The organism is Calothrix sp. CBUCES-K 9914, assembly GCF_059640475.1.
On record NZ_JBXXZH010000074.1, the window covers coordinates 1 to 24,944 of the forward strand.

Below are 24,944 nucleotides of genomic sequence, written 5' to 3' on the forward strand. Positions count from 1 at the left end.
TCTGCTACATATGCTGGTGGTGGTGTTGGTTGGGGAATTTCGATTATTTCTGGTGTTATTGGCGCCGAATCAGACAAAGCTTGAAAAAGTTGAACTCGATACAACGGTGTGTGTAACTCTTTAATTAATTGCAGTGGTGGAGTATTAGCAAACGTCTCACCAATGACTTTTGCTCCAAATGCATAACCCCAATTATAACCCGGTCGGTTTGGCTCATCTCTAACTAAGTTCGCGTGTGCTGTAATAAAGTAGCCACCTGGTTTGAGAGCATTGGCAATTTTTGAAGCAACTAAAGAAAGTATTTCTATTTTTTCGGTATAATACAGAACCTCGCTACAAATGATTAAATCGTATTTACCGTTAATGGACTCTGTAATTACATCAAGACGTTCGTAGGTGACGTTGTTTAAATCTTTACATTTCTGTGCTGTTCTTTCTAAAGCAATTTGAGAAATATCTGTTGCTAGTAAGTTACCAACTTTCGGCGCCAGTTGTGCTGTAAAGTGTCCTTCTGCACATGCTAATTCCAGCACTTGTTCAAATTTGACATTTGGTAATAATTCTAAAGTTTGTTCGTATTTTGTCTGTTCGTAGGGGCTAGTATATTTCCAAGGGTCAGCGTTTTTGGCAAACAGTGTTTCAAAATTTGAGCGCAGGTTAATTTGTTGCTGTGAATGTGTTTTATATGTATGTTGTTCTAGTTGAATATTTTGGGATATTAATTCTGGTACGTAGAATATTGTTTGTTGTGGATGCTCACTCTTATTTGTTTCTACGAACTCTTCATTTGCAACTGATGCTGATGTAAGTAAGTCGTGTTTTGCAGCTTGGGGGAGAGTCGCGCGTCGTGAGCTACTCGTTCCAATTGCTCCTGCATGGCGCCCAAGCTTTATATTAGTGTCATGATGATTTTGGAATGATGGTTTTTTCGCTAACCGTTCTCTTAAATTACCAGTTAGCGGCATTCCTAGTAATCCTTCTCGGACAGTAGCAACAGCTAGTTCATACCTAGCTCCCTGTATAATAGTAGCTCGTAGTTGTTGAGGTGTAACTTTATTGTCTTTAACTTGATAAACTATTGTCCCTAGAGCAACTCCACCAACAGTGGGAATAATTTGTAGTGTTTCTGCACTAGTTGTAAGATGAGGTAATTTTTGACTGACTTCAACTGTTATGCAATTTTCAACTTGCTGCTTTGTAGGAGTAATATTTTCTACTATCGATTTAATACTACTTTGCCCTAAACTCTTCACAGTCGCTTTGAGTTGTTGCAGCTTCGTCAAACTTTCATTATAGAAATAGCTTTGCTCCCAGTTAGCTCCCCAAAGTTCTTGGAGAAAAACTATCCATCCTATATTGTTATGTAATGTATCATTTTCAGGTATTGAGGCAAGATGAATATTACCTCGCCAAATTGATAATCCTGTGGAAGTGCGTTTAGTAGTAAGTTGACGGTATACTGTGTTGTCGAAGTAACTCCTTAGAATTTCCCAAGCAAATTTTGAAGCGATAGCATCTTGTAGAACATAACTCGAAACAACCCCATCACAAATAGGTAAAATAACATTTCCTAAATGCTTACCTTGTATAGTCACCGCACAATGCAAGCGTTCTGTTTCAGACGGCGCCACAATATCTATAAATGGCTCTGTAACTTCTTGCTGTACTGCATAAGTAGTACCTATAGTCAATGGTTTTGTGACAGTTGTGTGTTCTAAAATTAAATCTTGTAATTTTTTAGATGCACGAATTGCTAAAGCTGGCGCCAAAGATAATTTCTCTAATGCTGTTAAGAATTCTCTAATTTTTGATTCTAACTTCAACCATAACTCATACCAATCAGATGGTGTTTGACAAGTAGGTAAGAATATAGACCAAAAAATTGATAAAGCGATAACTTCTGGGTTTAGTCCTGGTTCAAACTCACTTTCTACAGTAGCAAGTAAAGGTAAGAAGTCACCACCACTAGCTATTGTAAGTCCAGCTACCCAAGAAACAAATGTAAGTTTGGCGCTTGATAATTCTTGTTTGGGCATTCCAGTAGCATAACCAGCAGATGGATTTTGAACTCGTGAGTCAGGAGAATGTCCAAGAGTAATTACTTTTAGCCCATTATATAAAAGTTGGTGTGTATTAAAAGAAGCCGAATTTGGACGCATTCGATAATATGCGCTCTTCTCGGGTATTGCAGCAAAACGGGCGCCAGTACGAGCGATTCTTTGCCATAAATCCCATTCTTCACAAGTTGGTAATTCTGGGTCAAAGCCACCAACATCTAATATAATATTACGACGAACAATACAACTATGAATTGCAAATACACAACTACGAGCAAATGCAGCGAACATCTGACTCGCTTGATTAGAAAAGTCATAGTTAACCTTTTTTCCATCAGGTGTAACTCTTACCCAACCGCAGTAAACAGCATCAAGATTTGCATCTTGCTTAAGAACTTCTGTTAATTTTTCTAAGTGTTGAGGTAAAATCCAATCATCAGCATCAAGAAATAATACCCAGTCATACAAAGCTTCTTTTATACCAAAATTACGCGCGGCACTCACACCTTGGTTTAGTTGATTAATTACTCTGATACGTGAATCTTGTGCCGCAAATTGATTAGCTATCGTAAACGTATCATCACTCGAACCATCATTAATTATAATTGCCTCCCAATCAGAAAAAGTTTGAGCTTGCAAAGATAACAGCGTTTCAGTGATTGTCGGTGCCGCGTTATAAGCAGGTATAATAATAGATACTTTCATAGAGGGTAAAATTACTAAATTTCATGACTGTGAGCTAATAGCCACTATTGACTAAAGTTTTTATGATAAAGCTTATTGTTTAAGTAGAAGCTAATGCCAGAAAAACATCCTGCTAGTTCTGCATAAACTGTCCTGTGTCGAGGTTTCAATCCTTTTAATATTCCTTTCAGCCACAGCTTTGCGTAAAATTTAGGCAAAGTTTTTAATATACGACGGATATTTCCCCAGTGCTGGTATTTTTCAAACTGAATTAATAGTGCTGCAACATGACCGCGCATATAACCAAATGCTTGCTTTTTAAAGCTATTCATATCTGAACGATGAAAGTGATAAGCAACAGCAGTTGGTTCGTAGCGACATAGTAAACCCTCTGAAACCAAGCGATAAAATAATTCTGAATCTTCACTACATCCAGCGGCTTTTGGTCCTGCTCCTAGTCGAGTATCAAAACCATCTAATGACATGAAAGTTTGGCGCCGTATAGCCATATTACCACTACCACCCATCAGCCAAACGGGAACACCATATTTTTTGGTTTTGCCAAAGAATTCAGAATCATAATTTAATCGACTGTAACCTCTATTAAAACTCCAGTATTCTTCAAAAATCTGCTGTGCTTCTGTTGCTAATTCTCCAGGGAGAACTAAACCTGTGACAGCCATAACTTCAGGGTCAGCAAAGTTTTGTTGTAATTTAGCTAGCCAGTCAGGATGAGCCGTCATGTCATCATCTATAAAAGCAATTATATCACCTTTTGCGTACTTAACTCCTGTATTTCTAGCGATGCTTGCACCTGGTTCTGGTTCGGCAACATAACGTATATCCGGCATTTGCTCGACTAATTGGCGTGTGGCATTTTCCTTGGGATAATTATCTACAACTAAAATTTCATCAGGAAGTTGAGATAAATTTTGTAGTGAATTCAGGCAGATTTCTAGCTGTTCTGGTCTGTTGCATGTAGGAACAACAATAGAAATAGAATGTTTTGTAAGCTTTGGTGTTGAGCTACAAAGTTTTGCTAAAGGTTTCTCTAAATTTCTCAGAGCCGAAAATACTGATGCGTCATTTTTTATTTCATCACTATTAATATCATGTTGGAAAAGATAAGTACTGACTACAGGAGTAATTGTCCGCACAGCTAGCTTTTGTAATTCTATAGCCAACATTGGTAATTCTGTAGCTAGTATTTTACAGTTACCAAGAGGAATGTCGCGCCACCAAAATACTATATATAACCCTTGACAGTCTGAGTATAAAGGTAGTGGCTCAATTCCTTTATCTAAATGAATGTGTAGAATTTTTAAAGGAGCTAAATTATTCATGAGAATTGCCTATAGATTTTTTCAGTACGTTTTTTTGACCGCGAGTATTCGCCAAACAATCCAGCGATGCCACCAAAAAACTCTCCTAATAATATGTCAGGTGATAGAGGATGTTTACCTAACACACTTTCTGATAATTGAGTAAGTTCATAATTAATCCACCACAAAATCAAACGTACTAATTTATTTCTTTGTGGTGGGTCACTTAAATAACATTTGGTTACATATGATGTAAAGCCTAAACCCCAACTCCGACTGTACTGACGCTTTAATCCTGCAAGGTCACGACGATGTTCGTGAAAGACTAAATATTGAGGTTCGTATGCTAATATATAACCTGCTCTTACAACACGATAAAACATATCATGGTCGCCACCACCTGGTAGAGCAGCACCTGTATCCAGAGCTTCATCGAAACCACCTAGCTTGATTAGAATTTCGCGTCGATAAGCCATATTGCATCCGACTCCAAATACTCCGGCGCCACATGGATATAAAGTATTTCCTGGTAGAGTTTGACCAAAACGAATTTTCTCAAACCCTTTACGGAAACCTCCTCTTTGTTCACAAACAATTTGAGCTTCTGTTTCCAACGCATAAGGAAGTACTTGCCCAGTAAAAGCACCTGCATCAGGATTTTCTGCCCATGCTTCCATTAGTCCATTTAGCCAATTTCGATCTACAACAACATCATCATCAATAAAAGCTAAAATTTCTCCATTTGCTTCTTTAATTGCTCGATTTCTCGCGAAATCTAAACCAGGCTTTGGTTCACGAACATAACTAACAGTAGATAAAGAAGTTACTAATTCCTTAGTACGCTCATCAGATGGTGCATTATCCACTACTAAAATTTCAAAATGGGGTTTAGCTTCTAATGGAGATTGCTGTAACTTAATTAATGAGTTCAAACACCGACTAAGGTTGTCTGGACGGTCTTTGGTGCAAATAGCAACAGTCAGTGAAGGAAAATCCTCCAGATTCGCTATTTTAACTGTTAATTCTTCTTTAATGCTTTCTTGAAGTATCTTTTTTCCCACTTGTTCGCTAACAATTTGCTCCAGATATTCTGGAGTCAGCATACTTTTTGGTGGTAATGCTTGTAGCAAAAAGCCAATCAATTTATCTTTCCTACGTAGAACTAGAGCAATACCTGTGTCACTTTCTGAAAGCGAGATGCTAGGTAATGCTTCTGTTACTTCTATATCTTGAATTATATAAGGCATAACGCAGTAATTAAGATTGTTTAATTATGAACATTACGGTGTTGTAAATTATAAAGACGGGCAAACAGTCCATTTAATTTAAGTAATTGTTGTAAATTACCTTGTTCTGTAACACGTCCTTCATTAAGTACAATAATTTGGTCAGCTTGTTCAATTGTCGATAAACGGTGAGCAATGACAATCACTGTACGATTTTGGCTTAATGTATTTAAAGCTTCTTGAATTAAATGTTCAGAAATACTATCAAGCGCATTCGTTGCTTCATCGAGAATCAAAATTTGCGGGTTACGGACAATTGCTCTTGCTAAAGCAATGCGTTGTTTTTGTCCTCCAGAAAGACGAATTCCACGGTCGCCAACTTTTGTGTCATAGCCTTGAGGTAGTTGAGTGATAAAATTATGAGCATTAGCTAATTTCGCTGCTGCAATGATTTCTTTTTCTGTTGCATTTAGCCTACCATAGGCAATATTCTCTAAGACGGTAGTACTAAACATATGTACATCTTGACTAACAATAGCTATTTGATGGCGCCAGTCATTGAGATTCAATTCTTGTATTGGATAATTATCAACATATATTTCTCCTGATGTCACATCATAAAAACGACAAATTAAACCAATTAAAGTTGATTTACCGGCGCCAGAAGGACCAACTATTGCTGTAGTTTTAGACGCGGGAATACAAAGCGACATATCTAATAGCGCAGGTTTTTCTGAAGGATTATAATAAAAGTCTACCGATTTTAAATAAATTCCTTGTGTTAAAGCTGGAAAATTAATCGAACCAGAACGAATATAAGGTTTATCAGAGCAGTCTAACAGTGACATTACGTCGTCCACCGCACTTGTTAAACTCATCAAACCAACACGTGCCCCGTCTAATTGTTTGACTTGCGGTTGAAGACGATATAATATAAAGATAAAAGTTAATAAAGTTGGTAAAGCAGTTTGATCTTGTAATAGTGCAACAACCAAAATGCACAACAATAAAACCGCAGATAAAACTTCAGATAAAGGACTAACGATGCTAGAGAGAATATCCAACTTTAAAAAAGTAGTGCGTACTTTCGTTGATGTCTCATCAAACCGTTTTTGCTCATATGTTTCTCTTCCAAACGCGCGAATCGTCTTCATTCCTGAAAACCCTTCCCACATCCGAATCGCTAAATTAGAGTTTGCTTCTACCGCTTGTTCTCCCAAAGTTTTTATTTGTCGCGTTAATAGCTGAATTACAAACGAAATTAACGCCATACAAACTGTGACTAGTAAAGTTAATCGCCAAGATATAAGTAACAATAAGATTACATAAACAGTTATTGTAGAAGTAGTAATAATTAACCCAACTAATGTAGATAAAGCTTGACCAGTACGCCAACTTTCACTTGTCAGCGTATTCATTAACTTACCCGATTCATTCGTTTCTAAGAAACTGTAGCTAACATTCAAAAGCTGTTCAAATATTTTTGACCTGAGACGATGACCGATGCGCGCGTTGAACCAAGAAAACAAAATACTATTAATATAAGCTAGACTATTTTTAATAATGATGCTAACAAGAATGCACAATGCAATAATCAGTAATCGTGTTTGTGAATCAAAATTCGTAAATAGTTTATTTAGTGTATCTAATAAAAAATTTGGATGTGATAACTGATTTGATAATTGGGAACTTGGTTCAGATACGCTTTGCAGTAAAGGTATAAATAAGCTAATCCCCAAACCTTCGGAAAATGAAGAAATGATTCCAAGGATGATAATTGTGGGAATTGCCCAAGGATAAAGCTTTAGGAGCGGTAATAAACTTGTAATAACACTCTTACTTTTACTTTTCATGCTTACAAATTCACTCCTTTTTCAAGCAATGAAGTTTCGGAAAAATAGGTTATTTCCCGTTCAGACGACTCAGTTAATATATATGTACTTTGGCAATGTTGCAAAATAATTAACCACCTGTGCCACATTAACTTTTCATATGGCTTCCATTCTACCACTTTTTGCGGCTTTTTCATTTTTTGATTAATTTCATCAATCGTTAGTGCTTGATTTGTAGATACTTTCAATTTGTTTTTCTGAAAGTTCAATAACCTCAATTGATTGTGCCGAGCTAAAGATATTACCGGACTAGCAATAATATTAAGAAGACAAACGGTAATGATTCGATATGTACTGCGACGTAGAAGAATTATATAATCTTTTTGTATAGCTCTATATAACCAAAACAAAGTGTGCGAATAATCAGCACGCTCAAAACAATTGACTAACAAATAAACAAAAAAGGAGCTAGCAGACCAATTATATATTTGATTATATACTGACTGTGGAAATTCTGGACAACGGCGCCGAGTAGCCGCTATTACTAAGTCAAAAGATTTAGCCATTGATTTAGTTACTCTCGACATACTACCTTTCACTTGACGGTAGCCAACTAAAAACTCTGGCACAACTCGATACTCATAAACTTCCGCTATCCGTAAATAAATATCCCAATCTTCACAACCTTGAGCATTCTGCTGTCTTAATTTACAATCGTAATTTCCAACTTTATCAAAACAACTTCGGCGAATTAAAGGTACACTGGCATTACCAACAATATTCATATTCAGTAATGCTGGATAAACATTACCTTCTACAGTAAAGTAATTAAAATAATAGTCAGGTTTATATTCGCCTAAAATTACATCATCTTCATCAAGTAATACTGACCAGTTATAAACTAATCCTACATTTGCATTACTATTCTGTAAACATTGTACTTGTTTTGCTATCTTCTCCGGATACCAAATATCATCAGCATCAATTGGAGCAATAAATTCACCGCTAGATTTGCGAATCCCTAAATTACGCGCTGCTGCAACCCCTGCATTTGCTTGTTTGAACAAAACAATCCGATTATCTATCTGCATGAATGACTCTACTATTTCCGTTGTTCTATCTTGTGAGCCATCATCAACTACTATAATTTCGAGATTTTTGTACGTTTGAGATATAACTGATTCTAAAGTTCTACCAATAAACACCTCTGCATTGTAAGCGGGAATGATTACTGATACTAGAGAAAAATTTGAACCCATTTTATCCCCTGTTGCTTATAAACCGACACTAAGGCTTTTTAACTGAATAACTATGCAGCTATTTTTTGATTCGACAAAACTAAGTGTGACTACTAAGTGTATTATTATACTTATATCATAAACATAAACTTGTTAAAAAATTAACCAAGATAAGATTAAGCTTTGGTAAAGTACGTTTTTTGATGATACTGTTTGCAAAACGTTCATAAAGAAAGCACTCATATCCAAAACATTACGCAGAGCAGCGGTATACACCGTACCCTTCGATTTTGCTTTTGGCAGCAATATTACCAACAATATGTATAGTAGAACGACTTTGCGGCACCGTTGATTCTTATTTTGATTAATATCAGTCTTTTTTTTTGTTTTTCTTTAAATAAAGCTTACGTTAGACAGATGTCACTCTATAAATTGAATATTGCTTACTTAATAACTGTAGGTTGGGTTACGCAAAGCCTCCACCCAACACAGGTAAGAAAATTTCTTTTTTAAAAGAAAAATTTTTGTCATCTAGCTAAAGGAGTATATTAATTTGTAATTGTGGAATATTTTCATAGACTGTTGATTATCGCATCTCTATATATATCGCCAAGACCTTTTTTCAACCGCGCGTACATTCTTCTCGCTCCTTAATTTATCTAGATAAACGAGCAAACGCAGCAATTCGTCATCCGTTTCATCACCTTCAAAAGGTTTAACTTGAACTAAATTCCCATAACTTTGACTCCATTTTTGCGGGGTGTCGTCTACGGCGATGATAGATTCTAGAGCGTAACCTTTACGTTTAACCTTTTTCAGCCTTTTACGTGAATAATGTACGAGTAATTCATAGTCGTAAGTAATTGTACAGCGTTCTATAGCCCATAAGAAAGCTAAGGAATCAGGATTCTCAAATATAGCAGCGACAATTTCTACTGCATAATCTTTAGTAGAGGAAGTCCATACAGCAACATCAAACCAATCTAAACAGGTATTAAGAAATTGCTCTAGATGTGGGCGCCTGTAAATATAATACGGTTCAACAATAAAATCAACCGCGCGAGCGAGAGGTGTTTCAGTAGCATAGATAAGAGTTTCGTCAAGGTCAAGTATTAAAAGCTTTCGTTCCATATTTAATTGTTGTTTAATATCTAAACACATATAGCAGTCAGCGCATCATTTGTTGTGAAATCCGCACGTTGTAGAGACGCGATTAATCGCGTCTCTACGCGGATATAATTTTTACATTATAAAACTTTGTTACCGAAGTACGTTCTCATATAAAACTATGTTGAATAGTTACCCTGTTGCCGTTGATGTGACTCAAGAACAAACGATTTTGAATGCGCTTCCACTTGCTCCCATTATTTCTAGTGGTGCAAAGGGGTGGAATAATATTTATGTTGCTCATCACCGTCAACCAGCTTGGGAAACACCTGAATTATCGTTTGCACAGCACAACGTCGTAATTTATACTGGTCAACCTGTGCGTTTAATAGGCGCCATGAATTGGGGGAAGTGTTACGAATTATGAAGCGGCTGGGACAAGTTATTTTGACTTAAAATTACCGCAGTCGCGATTGAATAAAGTTGTAACCGTCGTCAAATCTAGGTATCATTCTGCAATTAAACCTATTTAAATCATTATTAGTAATAGGATTATCAAAATCTCTTGCGTTTCTATTGAGAAAACAAGCTATTTGAGGCTGATTTTGGCGTAAGTGAAACATAACTGATGCATAAATAATTGCATCTTGCGGTTTAAATTTAAGAACAACTTCACTTGTTGCAGCATCACGAATTACATCAGCATTCATCGGAATTATCTCCGCGCATCTTAAAAACCTATCACGGTATTGAATAAAGCGACGCTTTTCATCATGAATACTTTGAAGTAGTAAATTTGAAATATCGTCGATATTATTAAAGCGGTTTTGATAAGATGCTGTGCGTAGTAATTGCTTTAGCTCTGCTAAGAGCATATTTTCTATTTCTGTACGATTTCTAGCTTGACGAATTAATTTTTCATGTGGTTCCGCTAAACTGTAAGCAGGAACTATAAGCTCTATAAGTCCAGCTTCAGTCATTTGTAATATTTGCTCGCAACTAGCAAATTGTTCTTGTTCAAAAACTAGTTCAAAAATAAAATTAGTTTCAACGTAAATATTCACGCTACCGCCTCTAGCAAAAGATGTCCTCCTGAAATAGCATTGTATAATCCTGATTCAATCATCCATTGATGATGTTCATCTAAATCATCAGATGAGTTAGAAAAATTAATAATTCTTCCAAACCATGTAGACACAATAAACTCTAGGCTTAAATATCCTATTTCACCAGGGTCTATACCAGATCTTTCATAGTATTTACCAAAAATAGGATAAGCATCTATGGTATAGTCAGGCAATGTTATCTTATCTGAGGTACTAGGGTCTGTCCACATGTATATTTTATCAGGAAAAATAAACATGAAGTACGGCATTGGAGCATAAAGCCCATGCGAAAATATATTGCGTCTAAATTCTGCTGCCCATTCTACTGGTGCGTTTAGCCCAACTTTAACTTCTGCTGCTAACACAAGTTGGTGATGGCGATTGTAAATACTAATATCCCAGTCGTCTGACATAAAAATAAAATTAGTGTGAACAATTAATTACTATTATAATAAATTTTATGCAATTTTGCTAAACTATAAGCACGAGCATAGGCTGTATTCGCCCAGCTTCGCTCAGTTGTAAGAGTTGCTCGTAACTAGCAAACTGTTCTTATTAAAAAAATATTTCTAAATGATTTACATTACTTTTGATTCTCGTTCAATAATCTATACCTTCACGATATTCACGCCATAACTGAGTGGCAAATTTTCCTCCTTTGATTGTTGTATAAAGTCCAGATTCTATTACCCATTGTTCGCATGTATCTAAATCACTAGGTAATTGTTTTATGTCCATAATTTTTCCAAGCCAAGAATTTATAATCATTTCTAGGCAGATTTTACTGTAAATTTTTTCTGGTACAATTTCTGCCCTATCGTAATAAGGCTTCAAAATTGGATAAGCATCAATATTATAATCTGGCATTATTTTATCAACTGATGCATCTGATTTTATCCATAAATAAAACTTATATGGAAAAGCAAATAGAAGGTATGGAGGATTTGGCAAAATATCATGTGAGAGAATGTTATACCTATATTCTGCAGCCCATTCCAATGAAGTATTTAGTATTCTCTTTACTAGTACACCCAGCATCATTTGTTTTTTACGGTTGTAGATGGTAACATCCCAATCTTCAGACATAAAATAATCACTTTATTTAACTACACTTACTACAAGTGTAACATATAGGGTAAAAATAACAAATACCAGTTGACGGGCAGGATGCCCGTTCCACAAGATTGTGTGTTCTATAAGATTGTGTGGTTTATAGAGTTGTTAAGTTTATTGAAGGTTATTGATAATCATTTTTACTGCTGTTGTGATTATTTCTGGTTCGTCTACCCATATGAAGTGACCGCTGTTGTTCGTTTGAATTTGTGTACAGTTTGTGGATAGTTCCAGAATTTTTTCGTGCATTGTGTCGCGCAGTTTGTTTGCACTTTTTAAGGGAATGAAGTTTGTCCATAGTGAGGGTTTGAAAAAACTGTTGGCTTTGATGCTGACTATTGGTAAGGCGCCAAAGTTATTTGCTACTCTTACTTGTTTGCTGCTTGTGTCTAAGTTTAATATTTCTCTTGCCATTGTTAACCAGTGTTTGGGACGGCAAAATGAACGCAGTACGTGTCCGCGCGCTTCATGAGTAAATCTACTTAATTCGGGTTTGAGTAACAAAAATATTCCGCACAGCTTACATATTCTAACTATTCCTAATGTGGCGCCGATAACCGACATTACAAACCCTGAAGCGAAGAAGTATTTTAACGCTTGTAAGTCAAACTGCATTTTTAACATGCTTTCTTCGTGTAACCCATCGGTAAGTACTATTCCTGCTACTTTTTCTGGATAACGTTTGGCATAAAGTCGCACATTATAACTTCCGAAAGAATCTCCTACGAGAATATACGGTGGCTTGATGTTAGCATTTGTCAGTAATAAATCTAGCTCTGTGACTATGTTCTCACTGGTGCGTGGGCGCCAACTCATATCACTCCACCCAAAACCCGCGCGGTCGTATACACAAACCCTGCTAATCTTAGCTAATTCGTCGATTAGAAAATAACCCTCAACACCGCCTAAACTGTGGTCGAGAACTATTGTTGGACTACCTTCACCTTTCGTATAGATGTGTAATTTACTACTACTCATATTCACCAGTTGACCCGGCGCCGACTTCCTATCCTCCAACCAACAACTCAAAGCATGGTACGCTGTCGTGACAACCAGTAAAATTGTTTGCATTTTTATAGCCTATTTGGGTAATTATAAGCTAAAGTTGTAATGAGTATGATTTAGAATTAACTACATAATTTGTCATACTCGACGTAAAAAAAACGAACCAGTATCTCATGGTGCAATTAAGTCATAGCATCTTGAAATACAGGTAGCGATAAACGTGATATTAGTTGCACAATAGTTGCATATATAACAAAAACACTCCTGCTGTACAAATTATTCCAATTAAAAAATTCACTTATTATGCAAAATCCGGCAACATCGACTACTTCCAAACCTATTCGCTCCCTTGAAGACGCGCTTCTTAGGTGTCAAGACTTGGGTATGCGTGTTAGCCGTCAACGTCGTTTTATTCTCGAACTGTTGTGGCAAGCTCAAGAACACCTGTCAGCAAGAGAAATATACGACCGTCTCAACCAGCAAGGCAAAGACATCGGTCACACCTCTGTTTACCAAAATTTAGAAGCATTATCTTCACAGGGTGTCATTGAGTGTATCGAACGCTGCGACGGGCGCCTCTACGGTAACATAAGTGATTCTCACAGCCACGTCAACTGTTTGGATACGAACCAAATTCTTGATGTTCATGTTGAACTCCCTGAAGATTTAATCCGTCAAATTGAAGAACAAACTGGGGTCAAAATAACTGACTATAGTATTAACTTTGTTGGATATAGAAATAAGCAAAGTTAGCAAGACTGCACAGGCAGGGATGCCTGTGCTACATTGAAATTAATAGGTTCCTATTAAGGTTTCATCATCTTCTTCGTTTGAGTCTTGAGATAACATTTCTCCTTCGACGCTCTCAATTATTCCTACTTCTGGTATACTTTTTAGCCACATGTTTGTTCCTCCTGTTGAGTAGGATGTATTGGTATTTTCTAGTTGTGATTGTTGTGCTAGTAACCGTTTGAGCGCACGATATTCTTCTGGTACAAACATGGCACCAAGCGAGCGAACGTTTTCTTTATCCATTTCTGATAATATGGCATTGTACAGGCAGGCGTTTGTTAATGCTGTTGACGTTAGCTTCGCTCCTGTCAGGTTAGCACGTTCCAAATTTGCTCCTAATAAATTTGTATTAGTTAAGTTTGTACGCTCTAAGTTCGCTCCTGTTAGGTCGGCGCCTGTAAGGTTTGCATTGCTGAGGTTGGAAAAAGCAAGGTTGGCGCCTGTTAGTTTGGCGCCTGTTAAATTTACTCCTGCTAAACAAACTCCTGTTAGTGAGACTTCTGTTAAGTCAACATTGGACAAGTTAACAGCAGCAAAAGATTTAGGACTTATACTCTCACAGAATGCCTGCGGTGATAAGAGTTTGGTTCTATAAATTAACTGTGTTAGTGCTTCTGGGTTGTGACAGGGAATAAACGCGCGCTTTGCTTCTCGGTGGCAGTCGCACAGTAAGAAAAATAAATTTAACCCGACTGCAGCGTTAATTTGTTCAATATTGAGCGAGTTTTGTAATGTTTTATAATAATTACGAGCATTATGTACTACACCTTCATCTAGCCAGCGACCTTGACAGTAGCCATGCCACACAATCAACAAACGCTCACATAATACTGCCAATAAGTCTTGTGCTTGAGATTGGCGTAATGCCTCAATCACTAATTCTTCGATTTCTCGATTTACAATTCCATACCCTAACAAATTATATATGTGCTGCGCGATATCAGTAGGTGCATCGATAATATAGCTTGATTGTCCGTAGTCATTACGCTGAAGTTGGGTAAGTAATTTTAATTGTGTAGCAATTGCATCAGCCCATAGCATCTCACCTAGTTTGGGATGAGAGAATTTAAGCGTGTGGGGGGAGTCAATGATATCAAAATAAAACGCAGGCAATGTATTCTCTTCTAATACGACTTTAGCTGATTGCGAATGCAGTATTTTTAATGCCTCGGAGAGCATCCGCGCGTGTACATCTTTTGGATGACGGTTTTGCAGCAGGTTTGCCACAGCGTCTTGAGTACGGTGGATATGCGCTGTTCCGGAACGTATTAATATCGGTTTGACACCACCTATCAAAGGGTATCCGAATAACCAACGGTTGAGACGTTGATAAATCTGCCACTGTATAAACGCACTTCCACAGTATCGGACTTGCGAGGCAAATTCTATTATTTCATCCTCTAGTAATCCGTCGCGGTATAAAATCCCTAGTAAATACAGCATTAAAGGTTGACGCACTAACGCCGCTAATTCCGGAAACTTTGATTTACTTGAAAATAGCCCCGCTTGCTTTAAGAACATGAAGAAATTCTGAGCTATTGGCGCCGACTGTAGTGTAGTCCAATTTTGAAACCAAATTCGTAGTTGTTCCTGTTCAAATGGTTGAATAGTTACACGTCGTACATTTGTTTCATTTAGTAGAATATTAGTGTTAGAAATTGGACGAGTAGTTAAAATAATTTTGTGCTGCGACTGCAACTGAAAATCAAGCAACTGCTCGATAAACTTTGTTTTTGATATTTTGCTGGTAGTAGATAGTTCATTTAAACCATCAAGTATGACTAAGCATCTTGGATACTCGTGTTTAAGCCATTCCGCTAGGTGTACAGATAAATCAAGCGTAAATGCAGAACAAAGCGTTTCAACCAAATTGTCGCATTCAGAGACATCACGCAAATGAATATATATAGGCATCCAGCTTGGATAAAGTTCTTTTGCGACTTTTGCGGCAAACATTCGGCAAAAGCTCGTTTTACCATAACCGGCTTCTGCTTCGATTAAAGTAATAGTTGTCGAGTTTTCGATTTCTTCTAGTAAAAATTTGCTTAAGTCAACTAGCTCAACTGTTTTCGGTTCGTACACATAATTTGCATTAAATAATAATCCTTCGGGTGGAACATAGATATCTTTGAGCGAGAATGATTCCAAAAATAATGGTTTAGCTAAAGATTTAATTAAATGAGCGCGGTATCGTTCGCAGTGTATGTCAATTTTGTCTGATGCGTAGATACTGACGGACTTATCGGAGACTATATCGTTTATACTGGCGCCTGTATCTTTATCAATAGAATTTCTTACGACCTGCAACCGCACAAACTTTTGTAGTTGTGGTAGACCTGCGGCATTTTGGGCAATTACTTCGAGTAAATGTCCAGGTAGGGCGTGCGACAACCGCTGTATAATTAATTTGGCTTCAGTTTCCTCGGCGCCGTTTGCTTTGAACCAAGCCAAAGTAGCACTGTTCATCTGCTGGACTAAAAACGAGTCAGCCATTAAACAAAGTGCTTGTTCTGCTTGAGTATCAGTTAATTTGACACCTTGAAGCGTTTTGAGCAAAGCTTGTAAATGACCATCTTGAAGAGGATAGCCAGTTTGGACATCCGACCAAAACATTGCTCGGTTTAGCCAGGGTTTTTTTAAATTAATCTCCTGCTCTAAAGTTTGTTGTAGAGCGAATAAGTAAGCAATTTGAAATCCCTGCCACGTTCCCTCACTCCGCTTTAACGGCTTTTTTTGACTGCTGTTAGACAGTAGACTTTGAGACAATTGAGCCATTACAGAAATTTCCTGCCAAGCTAAACTTATGGGTAATTCAAGTATTTCCGCTAGACTACATATGTCAAAAAAAGTTAAGCTTTTGTCCTCAATTTCACTAATAATACGTAGAGAAGCTCCAGAGATAATACTAGGGTTAAGTGCTTCTCTGTAACTCTTTTCAATAAATTTATTTGCCAACCATTGGCGAATACTTAAGTTCATTTTTAACTCAGTAAGTAGCCTTCAAATGTTATTATGCTTTATTTCATCCATAATCGGAAACTGTCCGTTTGAATGATATGACCACTAATCGTGTTGGGATATTGTTAATCGACCCAGACCCAATTTTTAGATTAGGTCTGCGGGTAGCGCTGGAAGCTCAAGCAAACTTAGTAGCAAACTTAGTAATTGTTGGGGAAGCTGCTACCTTGGTTGAAGCGCTGCATCTTGTCTCACAAATGCAGACCAACCAAAATCAACTCGATTTGATTATTTTAGAGCTTGTTGATTACTATGCAGTTAACCAGCTATGCCAACAGTTAAAAACCCAGTATCCGAATTTGCCTATCTTACTGCTTAGTTCACACCTACAGCAGCAGCTAGTTGCGCTGAGACAAATTGGTGTTGAGGGTTATTGTCACAAAGGTATTCCGATAACGGAGTTGGTAACAGCTATTAATACAGTTACTGCTGACGGTTTTTATTGGGTTGATGCTCCCACAACGACTGACCTGGAGAATGGTTCAGTAAACCCCCCCCCTAATTATCCTAGTTATCCCAGTTATCCTGCTATCTCTACTCCTATTACTCGTATCGCGCGCTTTCTTGATAATCTTCGTTCATCGGGAAACAGTTATATTCAAGCTAACCTTCGACAAATTAGAACAGAGTTACAAGTTCCGGGTATAGCTACCCTTGAACGCGCGGTTTTAGCTGGTAAAGTTCGTGAACTACTTGCTGCACGCTGGGTATTAAATCATTTACTGTTATCAGCATCACCCCAGCAGGAGTCAATACCCTCAACTACTAATATTATTGAAACACGTAACTTAGTTCAAGTATCGGTGACACCACAAGACCAAGCGGTGCCACCGTTATTTAGTCCAAGGTCGTTACAATCAGATTTATTCGCGTCTTGTGTTTCTCAACTTCAGTTGCCATTACACAATGTTAGTGATGTTGCTTTAGAAATCGATATTTTACGCGCGGAAAAGAAACGCGAACTACTGTACTTAATTTTGCAAAAATTAGCTGAAGTCTTAGATGACTTACGAAACTCTCAAGTTGAAATTGAGCAATTACAAGAATTAAAGTATATTATTTTACGTGATTTGTGGCAAACGGCGACTACTGAGTTTTTTGGCAAATTCTCGCGCGTGCCTGTAGGCAGTACAAAGATAGAGTTAGTGAATATCTTACTCCAAGATGCTGACCTAGTACAGATGGAGATATTAAATTATATTCCTTTGTTTAACGAAATATTATCGTATTTAATTTTTCAGAATGAGTGGTATATAGATAATTCTACATATGCGGCTGATAGTACAGAAGCCAGAGCTAATGCTTTGATGATTTTAGAAAATATTCTGATTCAAATAGCGAATGGTGTAATTCAACCGCTATTAAATAGACTTGCAGATGTTGAAGAGATCAAAAAAGTTTATTATAACAGTCGATATCTCTCAACTAGGGAAATAGAAAAGTTTAGAAATAACTTATCATGGAAGTATCGTCTCAGAAATTATTATAGTGAACCCCAAGCGATTTTTGAAAGTCGCTATGAAATCTTTGTGTTTGCTCCGCGCGGTATTGCCAAAACTTCGATATACGCTTCCAGACGTGGAGAACTCGAACAACTTAGAGGTATTGGACTGTTTGTTACATTAGCACTTGAATTTCGTGATGCTGTGGCGCCGCGTTTACAATCATTACTATCTATTCTGGGTAGCAGTGTAGTCTTTGTTTTAACACAAGTGGTCGGTCGTGGTTTAGGTTTGATTGGACGAGGAATATTACAAGGTATAGGGAGTGTCTCCTTCTTAGAAGGTAAGAAAAAGTAGGGTGTGTGACGCTACTAAGATTTCAAAACGAAGCGCAGGAACTAGTAGCGTCACGCACCTTACTTTAAGATGCTTCTACCTAGGCATGACATATAACTTTACAATTTCCAATCGCGACAAAACTGGAAAAAGTCTTCTAAAAATTCTTGTTTAGCCATATTACGATTTAATTTAATTTTATCCCAATCGCGCGCGGCTTGTAAAAGTATTTCTCCAACGGTTGGGTATACAAATGCACTATTAAACAAACGAGAGATTTTGATTTTATTATTGATTGCAAATGAAAGTAAGTTAACTAATTCTCCTGCATCTAATCCTAGTACTGAGGCACCAAGTATTTCTCCATTTTTTAAAGTAACTAGCTTAACTAGACCTGTTGTTTGGTCATTAATTTGAGCAGCAGGTAAAGATTTAAAATATTGTCGCAACACTATAATTTCATTGAAATCATATAATCGCTGTGCTTGTGCTTCGGTTAAACCTACGTGTGCTAAGAATGGCTGAGTTCTTAATCCCCAAGGAACATATTGATAGTCAACTTTGGCGCCAGAGAAGAATAAAGCGTTTCTCAAGGCAATATTAGCTTCATAATTTGCCACATTACTAAGCGCATACCCACCAATAATCTCTCCACAAGCGTAAATACGTTTATTGGTAGTTTGAAGTTTTGTGTTAACGAGTAAGCGATTTTGATGCCATTTTACACCAACAGCAGCTAAATTTAGTGATTCAATATTAGGGACATATTCAGCAGCGATCACTATTTCATCGGTTTCAATAGCTTTATCACCTGCTTGTAACCACTTTTTATCATCGATTCGTAGAACTTGTGTGACTCGACTTTGTTTGAGTATACACACACCGTCAGCTTCTAGCTGTGCCTCTAGCAGTTGAACCACCTCCGGGTCAACATGGGCGATAATATTGGAGCGTTCGACAATTAGTGTAACACTGCAATCAAGACGTGCTAAAGCTTGTGCTAACTCAATACTTTGAGGTGTACCGCCTAAAATCACCCAAGTACGCGGTATTTTAGTAGTACTTATAGACTGCCAGATATTTTCAAGCGTCAAAAAGCCAACTTTATCTAATCCTTCAATATTAGGCGCCGCTGGTTTTGAGCCAGTAGCTAATAAATAAGTCCGGCCTACAAGTAAACGACTATTGACAGAAAACGCCAAATGTGCATCACTTTGGAATTGACCACTACCAACAATAACGTCAACTCCTTGGGCACAGAGTTGCTCCCGGGAATACTGAGATGAAACATGGGATTCTATGCCAAACGCCCATAACATAGCAGTTTCCCAGTCTACACTCGTTTGAGTCGGCGCCGTAAACAAATCAAACTTTGAATCAGACTTTGGATCAGACTTTGGAATAGTCGGATGGGAAGTAAAAAGACCAAATTGAGCATTAGATTCGATGTTCGACTTTAAAAAAGCAAGTTGACTGAGAGCATTGAGATACAGAAACTCAGAACTAGCTTCTGGTTCAACAAGCACGACTTTAGCACGTAACTGCTTCGCTATGAATGCTGCATACCGTCCAGCCAAACTGCCGCCAATAATAACAATATCGTATTCAATCACGCAGCTGGATAAGTCTCCTTTAGTGCAGTTAATAACCGCTCGTTTTCTAATTCTGTACGGACAGCGACTCTAAAAAAACGGTCTTGGAGTTGAGGAAAACTCTGACAGTCGCGGATAAAAATTTGATGGTTTTGAAGTAATCGCTGTTGTATTTCCACGCACGAATATTCTGACTCAACTAGTAAGAAATTAGCAACGCCCTTCATGGGATGCAAGCCTGGAATTTGGGATAAACCCTGAAATAAGTTGTCGCGCGTTGGGGCTAGCCATTCCCATGTGCGAGCTTGAAATTCTTTATCATTAAGTGCAGCTACTCCCGCAGCAGAAGCCAAAGTATTTACGCTCCAAGGGTCACGCCAAGCACTATAGCGTTGTAAGCGGTCTGGGTGTGCAATTGCGTAGCCCAGCCGCAAACCAGGTATGCTATAGAATTTGGTCAACGACCTTAAAATTACTAAGTTTGGAAAATCCTGCACAACCGAAACAAGACTTTGTTCTTCATCAGGTGGTAAAAAATCCATAAACGCTTCATCTACTACCACCAAGGCAAATTTGTCTAGACACGACAAAATATCTTCCCGTGAAAACAACATCCCTGTCGGGTTATGAGGGTTGTTAAGAAGGAGTGCTGAGTGAGGAGTGCTGAGTGCTGAGTGAGGAGTGCTGAGTGCTGAGTGCTGAGTGCTGAGTGAGGAGTTAGTAGAGACCGAATTAATTCGGTCTGTACGGAGTGAGGAGTGCTGAGTAATCAGTTTGTTTAACAACTCAGCACTCAGCAATTTTAACTCAGCACTCTTAATCTCAGCACTCAGCACTTTTAACTCAGCACTCTTTGTCTCAGCACTCAGCACTTTTAACTCAGCACTCTTAATCTCAGCACTCTTTGTCTCAGCACTCTTTGTCTCAGCACTCTTTGTCTCAGTACTCTTTGTCTCAGCACTCAGCACTTTTAACTCAGCACTAATTAGAGGAAACTCCAACACTTTTGCGTTGAAAGCACTTAGAGCGCGGTAATAGTCGCCAAAGGCTGGAGTTATGAGAACGGTTGCAGCAAATGAAGCTAATTCTCTACCTACCAAGCTAAGTAATTCCGCCGAGCCGTTCCCCGGCAGAATCCATTCACGAGGCAGTTGATGATAGTGACTGAGTGCCATTCTCAAATCACTACATTCAGGGTCTGGATAGTGCCGCAAGTTACATAGTTGAGACTGTATTGCAGCCAAAACACTGTCTGGTGGTCCCAGTGGGCTAATGCTGGCAGAAAAATCCAGAATTGCACTTGGAGGACAACCAGCTAGCGCTGATGCCCAAACTAAATTGCCTCCATGTGCAGGTTTCCCCATCGGTAAATCACTCCGTGGATAAAAGTTAACTAAGCTTTTGGGGGCGCCACTCTTTCTCTGAATAGCTTCCCAGCTGAGAATGCAGGAACCTTGGTAGCAGGGATTTCCATTTTCTCATTGGTTTTCGGGTTGCGCCCTTCGCGGGCTTTACGTTCGCGCGACTCAAATGAGCCAAACCCAACTAGCGTAACCTTATCGCCAGAAGAAACTGCTTCGATAATAGTCTCTAGCGCCGCAGTGAGAACTGCATCCGCTTGCTTTTTGGTAACGCTAGCTTTCTCAGCTACTGCATCGACTAATTCGCCTTTGTTCATTGTCAAACTCCTTGAGGTTTACTTGGGATTGTGTACACACACACCCTGAAATTCATTTACTTAAATCCCTGTTATGAGATTTACAAAGTCTACCAAAAGGAGTACTTATGCTTAAAATCGCTGCAACTCCCTTTGGCTCGACTTTTCAATGAATCATTCTAAGGTTTATACGACAGAAGTGAACAGATGAAACCATTAATTTATATAGATTTCAGGATTTTTCTTTAAAAAAGGGGGGTGTTTTACTAAAAATACCCCCAAAAGTAGGAAAAAATACCTAGTAAATACCCTTACTTGCAAGAAAACAATGTTTGTTACCATACTGCAATGTAAAGAGATGTTAAGAGGTTTTAGAGAGATTTAATAGCTATAAATTGTAAGTATAAGGGTAGAGCTAGCAAAAAAAATTATCCGTATTGTGATTTAGCAAAATAGTATAAATTGGCATAAATGTCACATAATAAAACGTCCGCATGACTAAATAACGATAAATAAATTCTTTGTAACTAAACTAAATTAAATAAAATTAAACAAAATCAAATGATAAACTAGGTATCTTGTACTATGCGTGCGATTATCCAACGAGTCAAGTCATCACAAGTAACAGTCAACGATGAAATTATCGGTAAAATCGGGCGAGGTTTAAATGTACTTGTTGGTATTGCTGATACAGATACAGAGGCTGAACTGGAATGGGTAGCACGTAAATGTTTAGAGTTACGAATATTTCCAGATGACGAGGGTGGAGACAAATGGCAAAAATCAGTGCAAGAGATAAATGGTGAGTTATTAATAGTCAGTCAATTTACTTTATACGGAGACTGCCGTAAAGGTCGGCGCCCTTCTTTCGACCGAAGTGCGGCGCCAATCGTCGCGGAAGAATTATATAATCGCTTTGTAGAAAAACTGCGCGCGAGTGGTTTAAGAGTCCAAACAGGTAAATTCGGAGCAATGATGCAAGTTCATATTGAAAACGATGGTCCTGTAACGTTATTAATTGAAAAAGAATTTATGTAGAGACCGAATATATTCGGTCTTGAATATCGCGTCTCTACATGTTCATGGTATTAGTTCATCAAAAAAAGTAAAAAACTATACAAAGTATAAATATTCCTATAAAGCTGGAGTACTGGGTGCTAAATGATGAGAGAATAATTGTTTCGGCATTACGCGACTTTAAAATTACTTAATCATGGCTAAAATCCAATTCTCTAGAGGTACTAATGAAGAAGTTGTACCAGATATACGTTTAACACGCTCACGTTCTGGTGAAAGTGGTACTGCGACGTTTATTTTCCAAAATCCAAATGCATTAGGCAGTGGCAATACCGACGACATTACCGGTATGTACATGATTGATGAAGAGGGTGAAATTATTACCCGTGAAGTCAAAGGAAAGTTCGTTAACGGAAAACCAGAAGCGCTCGAAGCTGTTTACATTATGAGGTCTTCTGATGAATGGGAGCGCTTCATGCGGTTTATGGAGCGCTACGCCGAAGACAATGGCTTAGAGTTTGGAAAATCTGAATAACTCGTAGGGTGTGTGACGCTACCAAAAATTTTAAAACGAAGCGCAACTCTAATAGCGTCACGCACCTTACTTACAAGGAGCTTTGACATGGCACATCTTCCTCACAGCAATGCATCTACTACAACGGTAAACTGTGCTGTTATAACCGTTAGCGATACACGCACCGTCGAAACCGATAAAAGCGGACAGTTAATTCATGAGTTGCTGAAGACGGCTAATCATGCTGTAATGGCGTATGTCATCATTAAAGACGAACCAGCTTTTATCCAGGCGGAAATAGAAAAGTTAAAAGAACGAACGGACATTGACGCTGTAATATTAAATGGTGGTACAGGTATTGCACCGAGAGATACAACTTACGATGCAATTGAAAAACTTCTTGAAAAGACTCTACCGGGTTTTGGAGAAATATTTAGATTTTTGAGCTATCAAGAAATTGGTTCGCGCGCTATTGCATCACGCGCGACTGCTGGTACTTATGACGGTAAATTAATTTTTTCGCTTCCTGGTTCGAGTAATGCAGTACGTTTGGCAATGGAAAAATTGATATTACCAGAAATCGTTCATTTAGTAGGACAGCTACAAAAGTTCTAATAAAGTAGATATTAGTATTTAAAGTAGTTAGCTACGTAATTTATTAATTTATAAAGCTGAATTAAGAACCCAACCTACATTCCGCGCGCAAAACATTAAAAAAAGCCTCCTCAAAACGAGGAGGCTGAAGTGTCTTGTCGAAAACTTTATTTAATTTTTTAAAATTTGCCGATTGCGAAACCACACACTGATAAAATTGCGCCAATGATGTAAAAAACTGCAACAACTTGCAATTCTGACCATCCAGAAAGTTCGAGATGGTGATGTAAGGGCGCCATTTTGAAGAGACGTTTACCTTTGCCATCAGGACCTTTGGTAGCTTTGTAGTAACCAACTTGAGCCATTACTGACAAGGTTTCTACAAAAAATATGCCACTTAAGATAAATAATGCTGCGAGACTATTCGTAAGTAATGCGACTGCTGCTAATGCACCACCCAATGCAAGGGAACCAGTGTCTCCCATAAATACACGGGCAGGGTTGCGGTTGTGCGCTAAGAAACCCAGGCAACTGCCACTGATAGCAGCACAGAAAATCATTAGTTCTGGTGAAGTTGGAGCTGTTAAGGCGCCTAAAGCGAGCATCGCTGTTGCAACCGTACCTCCAGCTAGGCCATCGATACCATCTGTTAAATTGGTTGCGTTGCTTTCAGCCACTAACACAAATCCTGCGAACGGCCAAAATAATAATCCAAGGGGTAGAGAAAAACCCAAAGGTAACGCTATACTTGTTATGTTAGAAGGCTGAGTGTACATTAACCACAAACAAAATAGTGCTGCGAAGCCGATTTGCAGCGCTAATTTGGTCTTGGGTGATATCCCCTTATTTGACTTACGACGAAGAATTTGCCAGTCGTCAAGCCAGCCAATAAAACCGTAGCTCAATGTTAATGCGGAAACGGCGAGGACTTGACTTGCGAAACCAGACCATACACAAGCAACAATTGCAGCAACAGGGATGAAAAATATTCCCCCCATTGTTGGAGTACCAGCTTTTTTAAGATGAGCTTGCGGACCATCTTCACGAATAACTTGCCCAGCTTTGAGGGCTTGTAACCACGGTACGACCCAATAACCCACTGCGGCAGAGATTAGCGCGCACAATAGGAGCGGCATGGTTAGCGATGCAGCTAGCCAAGGAAGGCGACCTGCCATCACATCCAAGGTTAGTGCTGCTACACCTAGTCCCACACCTAGTAACGAGACTAAACCAATACCTGTAATATTCAACCCTTGGTTAGGAGATAATTTTGCGTCCACTTAAGTTTCCCT

21 protein-coding genes are annotated in these 24,944 nt (G+C 38.3%); 6 read left to right on the forward strand and 15 right to left on the reverse strand.

The genetic code is table 11. From position 1 onward, the window contains the following. The 6 genes from AC2JBO_RS17900 to AC2JBO_RS17925 form a co-directional block, all read right to left on the reverse strand. A partial coding sequence (locus AC2JBO_RS17900) for a glycosyltransferase (RefSeq protein WP_496955003.1) occupies positions 1 to 2,762 on the reverse strand: 2,762 nt, incomplete at its 3' end. 44 nt (positions 2,763 to 2,806) lie between these two features. Further along, positions 2,807 to 4,084: a glycosyltransferase family 2 protein gene (locus AC2JBO_RS17905; protein WP_496955004.1), complete on the reverse strand. Its 1,278-nt coding sequence runs from the start codon at positions 4,082 to 4,084 to the stop codon at positions 2,807 to 2,809. Beyond that, entirely contained in the window at positions 4,081 to 5,310 is a 1,230-nt protein-coding gene (locus tag AC2JBO_RS17910) for a glycosyltransferase family 2 protein (RefSeq protein ID WP_496955005.1), read from the reverse strand. The genes AC2JBO_RS17905 and AC2JBO_RS17910 overlap by 4 nt, the downstream gene beginning before the upstream one ends. A 20-nt stretch (positions 5,311 to 5,330) precedes the next feature. Next, the gene (locus AC2JBO_RS17915) at positions 5,331 to 7,142 is read right to left on the reverse strand and encodes an ABC transporter ATP-binding protein (RefSeq protein ID WP_496955006.1); all 1,812 of its coding nucleotides are present in this window, start codon (positions 7,140 to 7,142) and stop codon (positions 5,331 to 5,333) included. Between the two features lie 2 nt (positions 7,143 to 7,144). Continuing rightward, complete coding sequence (locus AC2JBO_RS17920; RefSeq protein ID WP_496955007.1) at positions 7,145 to 8,380, reverse strand: glycosyltransferase family 2 protein; 1,236 nt, start codon at positions 8,378 to 8,380, stop codon at positions 7,145 to 7,147. A gap of 576 nt (positions 8,381 to 8,956) precedes the next feature. Then, on the reverse strand, positions 8,957 to 9,490 hold the full coding sequence (locus AC2JBO_RS17925; protein ID WP_496955008.1) for an NIF family HAD-type phosphatase: 534 nt from the start codon (positions 9,488 to 9,490) through the stop codon (positions 8,957 to 8,959). Between the two features lie 157 nt (positions 9,491 to 9,647). On the opposite strand from AC2JBO_RS17925, the gene AC2JBO_RS17930 reads away from it, so the two are divergent. Next, positions 9,648 to 9,893: a hypothetical protein gene (locus tag AC2JBO_RS17930; protein WP_496955009.1), complete on the forward strand. Its 246-nt coding sequence runs from the start codon at positions 9,648 to 9,650 to the stop codon at positions 9,891 to 9,893. Between the two features lie 31 nt (positions 9,894 to 9,924). Here the strand turns inward: AC2JBO_RS17930 and AC2JBO_RS17935 are convergent, their stop codons facing one another. From AC2JBO_RS17935 to AC2JBO_RS17950, 4 genes are all read right to left on the reverse strand, one after another. Beyond that, complete coding sequence (locus AC2JBO_RS17935) at positions 9,925 to 10,530, reverse strand: PIN domain-containing protein (RefSeq protein ID WP_496955010.1); 606 nt, start codon at positions 10,528 to 10,530, stop codon at positions 9,925 to 9,927. After that, complete coding sequence (locus AC2JBO_RS17940; protein ID WP_496955011.1) at positions 10,527 to 10,985, reverse strand: hypothetical protein; 459 nt, start codon at positions 10,983 to 10,985, stop codon at positions 10,527 to 10,529. Before AC2JBO_RS17940 ends, AC2JBO_RS17935 begins: the two co-directional genes overlap by 4 nt. A gap of 187 nt (positions 10,986 to 11,172) precedes the next feature. Beyond that, positions 11,173 to 11,658, reverse strand: a complete 486-nt coding sequence (locus AC2JBO_RS17945) for a hypothetical protein (protein WP_496955012.1) — start codon at positions 11,656 to 11,658, stop codon at positions 11,173 to 11,175. A gap of 141 nt (positions 11,659 to 11,799) precedes the next feature. Continuing rightward, the gene (locus tag AC2JBO_RS17950) at positions 11,800 to 12,756 is read right to left on the reverse strand and encodes an alpha/beta hydrolase (protein WP_496955013.1); all 957 of its coding nucleotides are present in this window, start codon (positions 12,754 to 12,756) and stop codon (positions 11,800 to 11,802) included. A gap of 237 nt (positions 12,757 to 12,993) precedes the next feature. On the opposite strand from AC2JBO_RS17950, the gene AC2JBO_RS17955 reads away from it, so the two are divergent. Beyond that, positions 12,994 to 13,443 (forward strand): Fur family transcriptional regulator, encoded by a 450-nt coding sequence (locus tag AC2JBO_RS17955; RefSeq protein ID WP_496955014.1) that lies wholly within the window; start codon positions 12,994 to 12,996, stop codon positions 13,441 to 13,443. Between the two features lie 39 nt (positions 13,444 to 13,482). Here the strand turns inward: AC2JBO_RS17955 and AC2JBO_RS17960 are convergent, their stop codons facing one another. Continuing rightward, complete coding sequence (locus tag AC2JBO_RS17960) at positions 13,483 to 16,461, reverse strand: pentapeptide repeat-containing protein (RefSeq protein ID WP_496955015.1); 2,979 nt, start codon at positions 16,459 to 16,461, stop codon at positions 13,483 to 13,485. A 77-nt stretch (positions 16,462 to 16,538) separates the two neighbouring features. Between AC2JBO_RS17960 and AC2JBO_RS17965 the strand changes: the two genes are divergently transcribed. Then, positions 16,539 to 18,299: a DUF3685 domain-containing protein gene (locus AC2JBO_RS17965; protein ID WP_496955016.1), complete on the forward strand. Its 1,761-nt coding sequence runs from the start codon at positions 16,539 to 16,541 to the stop codon at positions 18,297 to 18,299. 98 nt (positions 18,300 to 18,397) lie between these two features. Here AC2JBO_RS17965 and AC2JBO_RS17970 read toward each other — a convergent pair whose 3' ends face one another. Genes AC2JBO_RS17970 through AC2JBO_RS17980 form a run of 3 tightly spaced genes read right to left on the reverse strand, consistent with a single transcriptional unit; the run spans position 18,398 to position 21,548 of the window. Beyond that, positions 18,398 to 19,891, reverse strand: a complete 1,494-nt coding sequence (locus tag AC2JBO_RS17970; protein WP_496955017.1) for a dihydrolipoyl dehydrogenase family protein — start codon at positions 19,889 to 19,891, stop codon at positions 18,398 to 18,400. Then, on the reverse strand, positions 19,888 to 21,234 hold the full coding sequence (locus AC2JBO_RS17975) for a pyridoxal phosphate-dependent aminotransferase (protein ID WP_496955018.1): 1,347 nt from the start codon (positions 21,232 to 21,234) through the stop codon (positions 19,888 to 19,890). Before AC2JBO_RS17975 ends, AC2JBO_RS17970 begins: the two co-directional genes overlap by 4 nt. Before the next feature lie 29 nt (positions 21,235 to 21,263). Then, positions 21,264 to 21,548 (reverse strand): HU family DNA-binding protein, encoded by a 285-nt coding sequence (locus AC2JBO_RS17980; RefSeq protein ID WP_066378166.1) that lies wholly within the window; start codon positions 21,546 to 21,548, stop codon positions 21,264 to 21,266. Positions 21,549 to 22,112: 564 nt separating this feature from the next. Here AC2JBO_RS17980 and dtd point away from each other — a divergent pair. The 3 genes from dtd (at position 22,113) to AC2JBO_RS17995 (ending at position 23,673) form a co-directional block, all read left to right on the forward strand. Next, complete coding sequence (dtd, locus tag AC2JBO_RS17985; RefSeq protein ID WP_496955019.1) at positions 22,113 to 22,565, forward strand: D-aminoacyl-tRNA deacylase; 453 nt, start codon at positions 22,113 to 22,115, stop codon at positions 22,563 to 22,565. Positions 22,566 to 22,740: 175 nt separating this feature from the next. Then, a complete protein-coding gene (gene psb28, locus AC2JBO_RS17990; protein ID WP_496955020.1) occupies positions 22,741 to 23,079 on the forward strand; it encodes a photosystem II reaction center protein Psb28 in 339 nt (112 codons plus the stop codon). An 87-nt stretch (positions 23,080 to 23,166) separates the two neighbouring features. Next, positions 23,167 to 23,673 (forward strand): MogA/MoaB family molybdenum cofactor biosynthesis protein, encoded by a 507-nt coding sequence (locus AC2JBO_RS17995; protein WP_496955021.1) that lies wholly within the window; start codon positions 23,167 to 23,169, stop codon positions 23,671 to 23,673. Positions 23,674 to 23,831: 158 nt separating this feature from the next. Here the strand turns inward: AC2JBO_RS17995 and mraY are convergent, their stop codons facing one another. Next, entirely contained in the window at positions 23,832 to 24,932 is a 1,101-nt protein-coding gene (gene mraY, locus AC2JBO_RS18000; protein ID WP_496955022.1) for a phospho-N-acetylmuramoyl-pentapeptide-transferase, read from the reverse strand. Positions 24,933 to 24,944 lie beyond the last annotated feature (12 nt).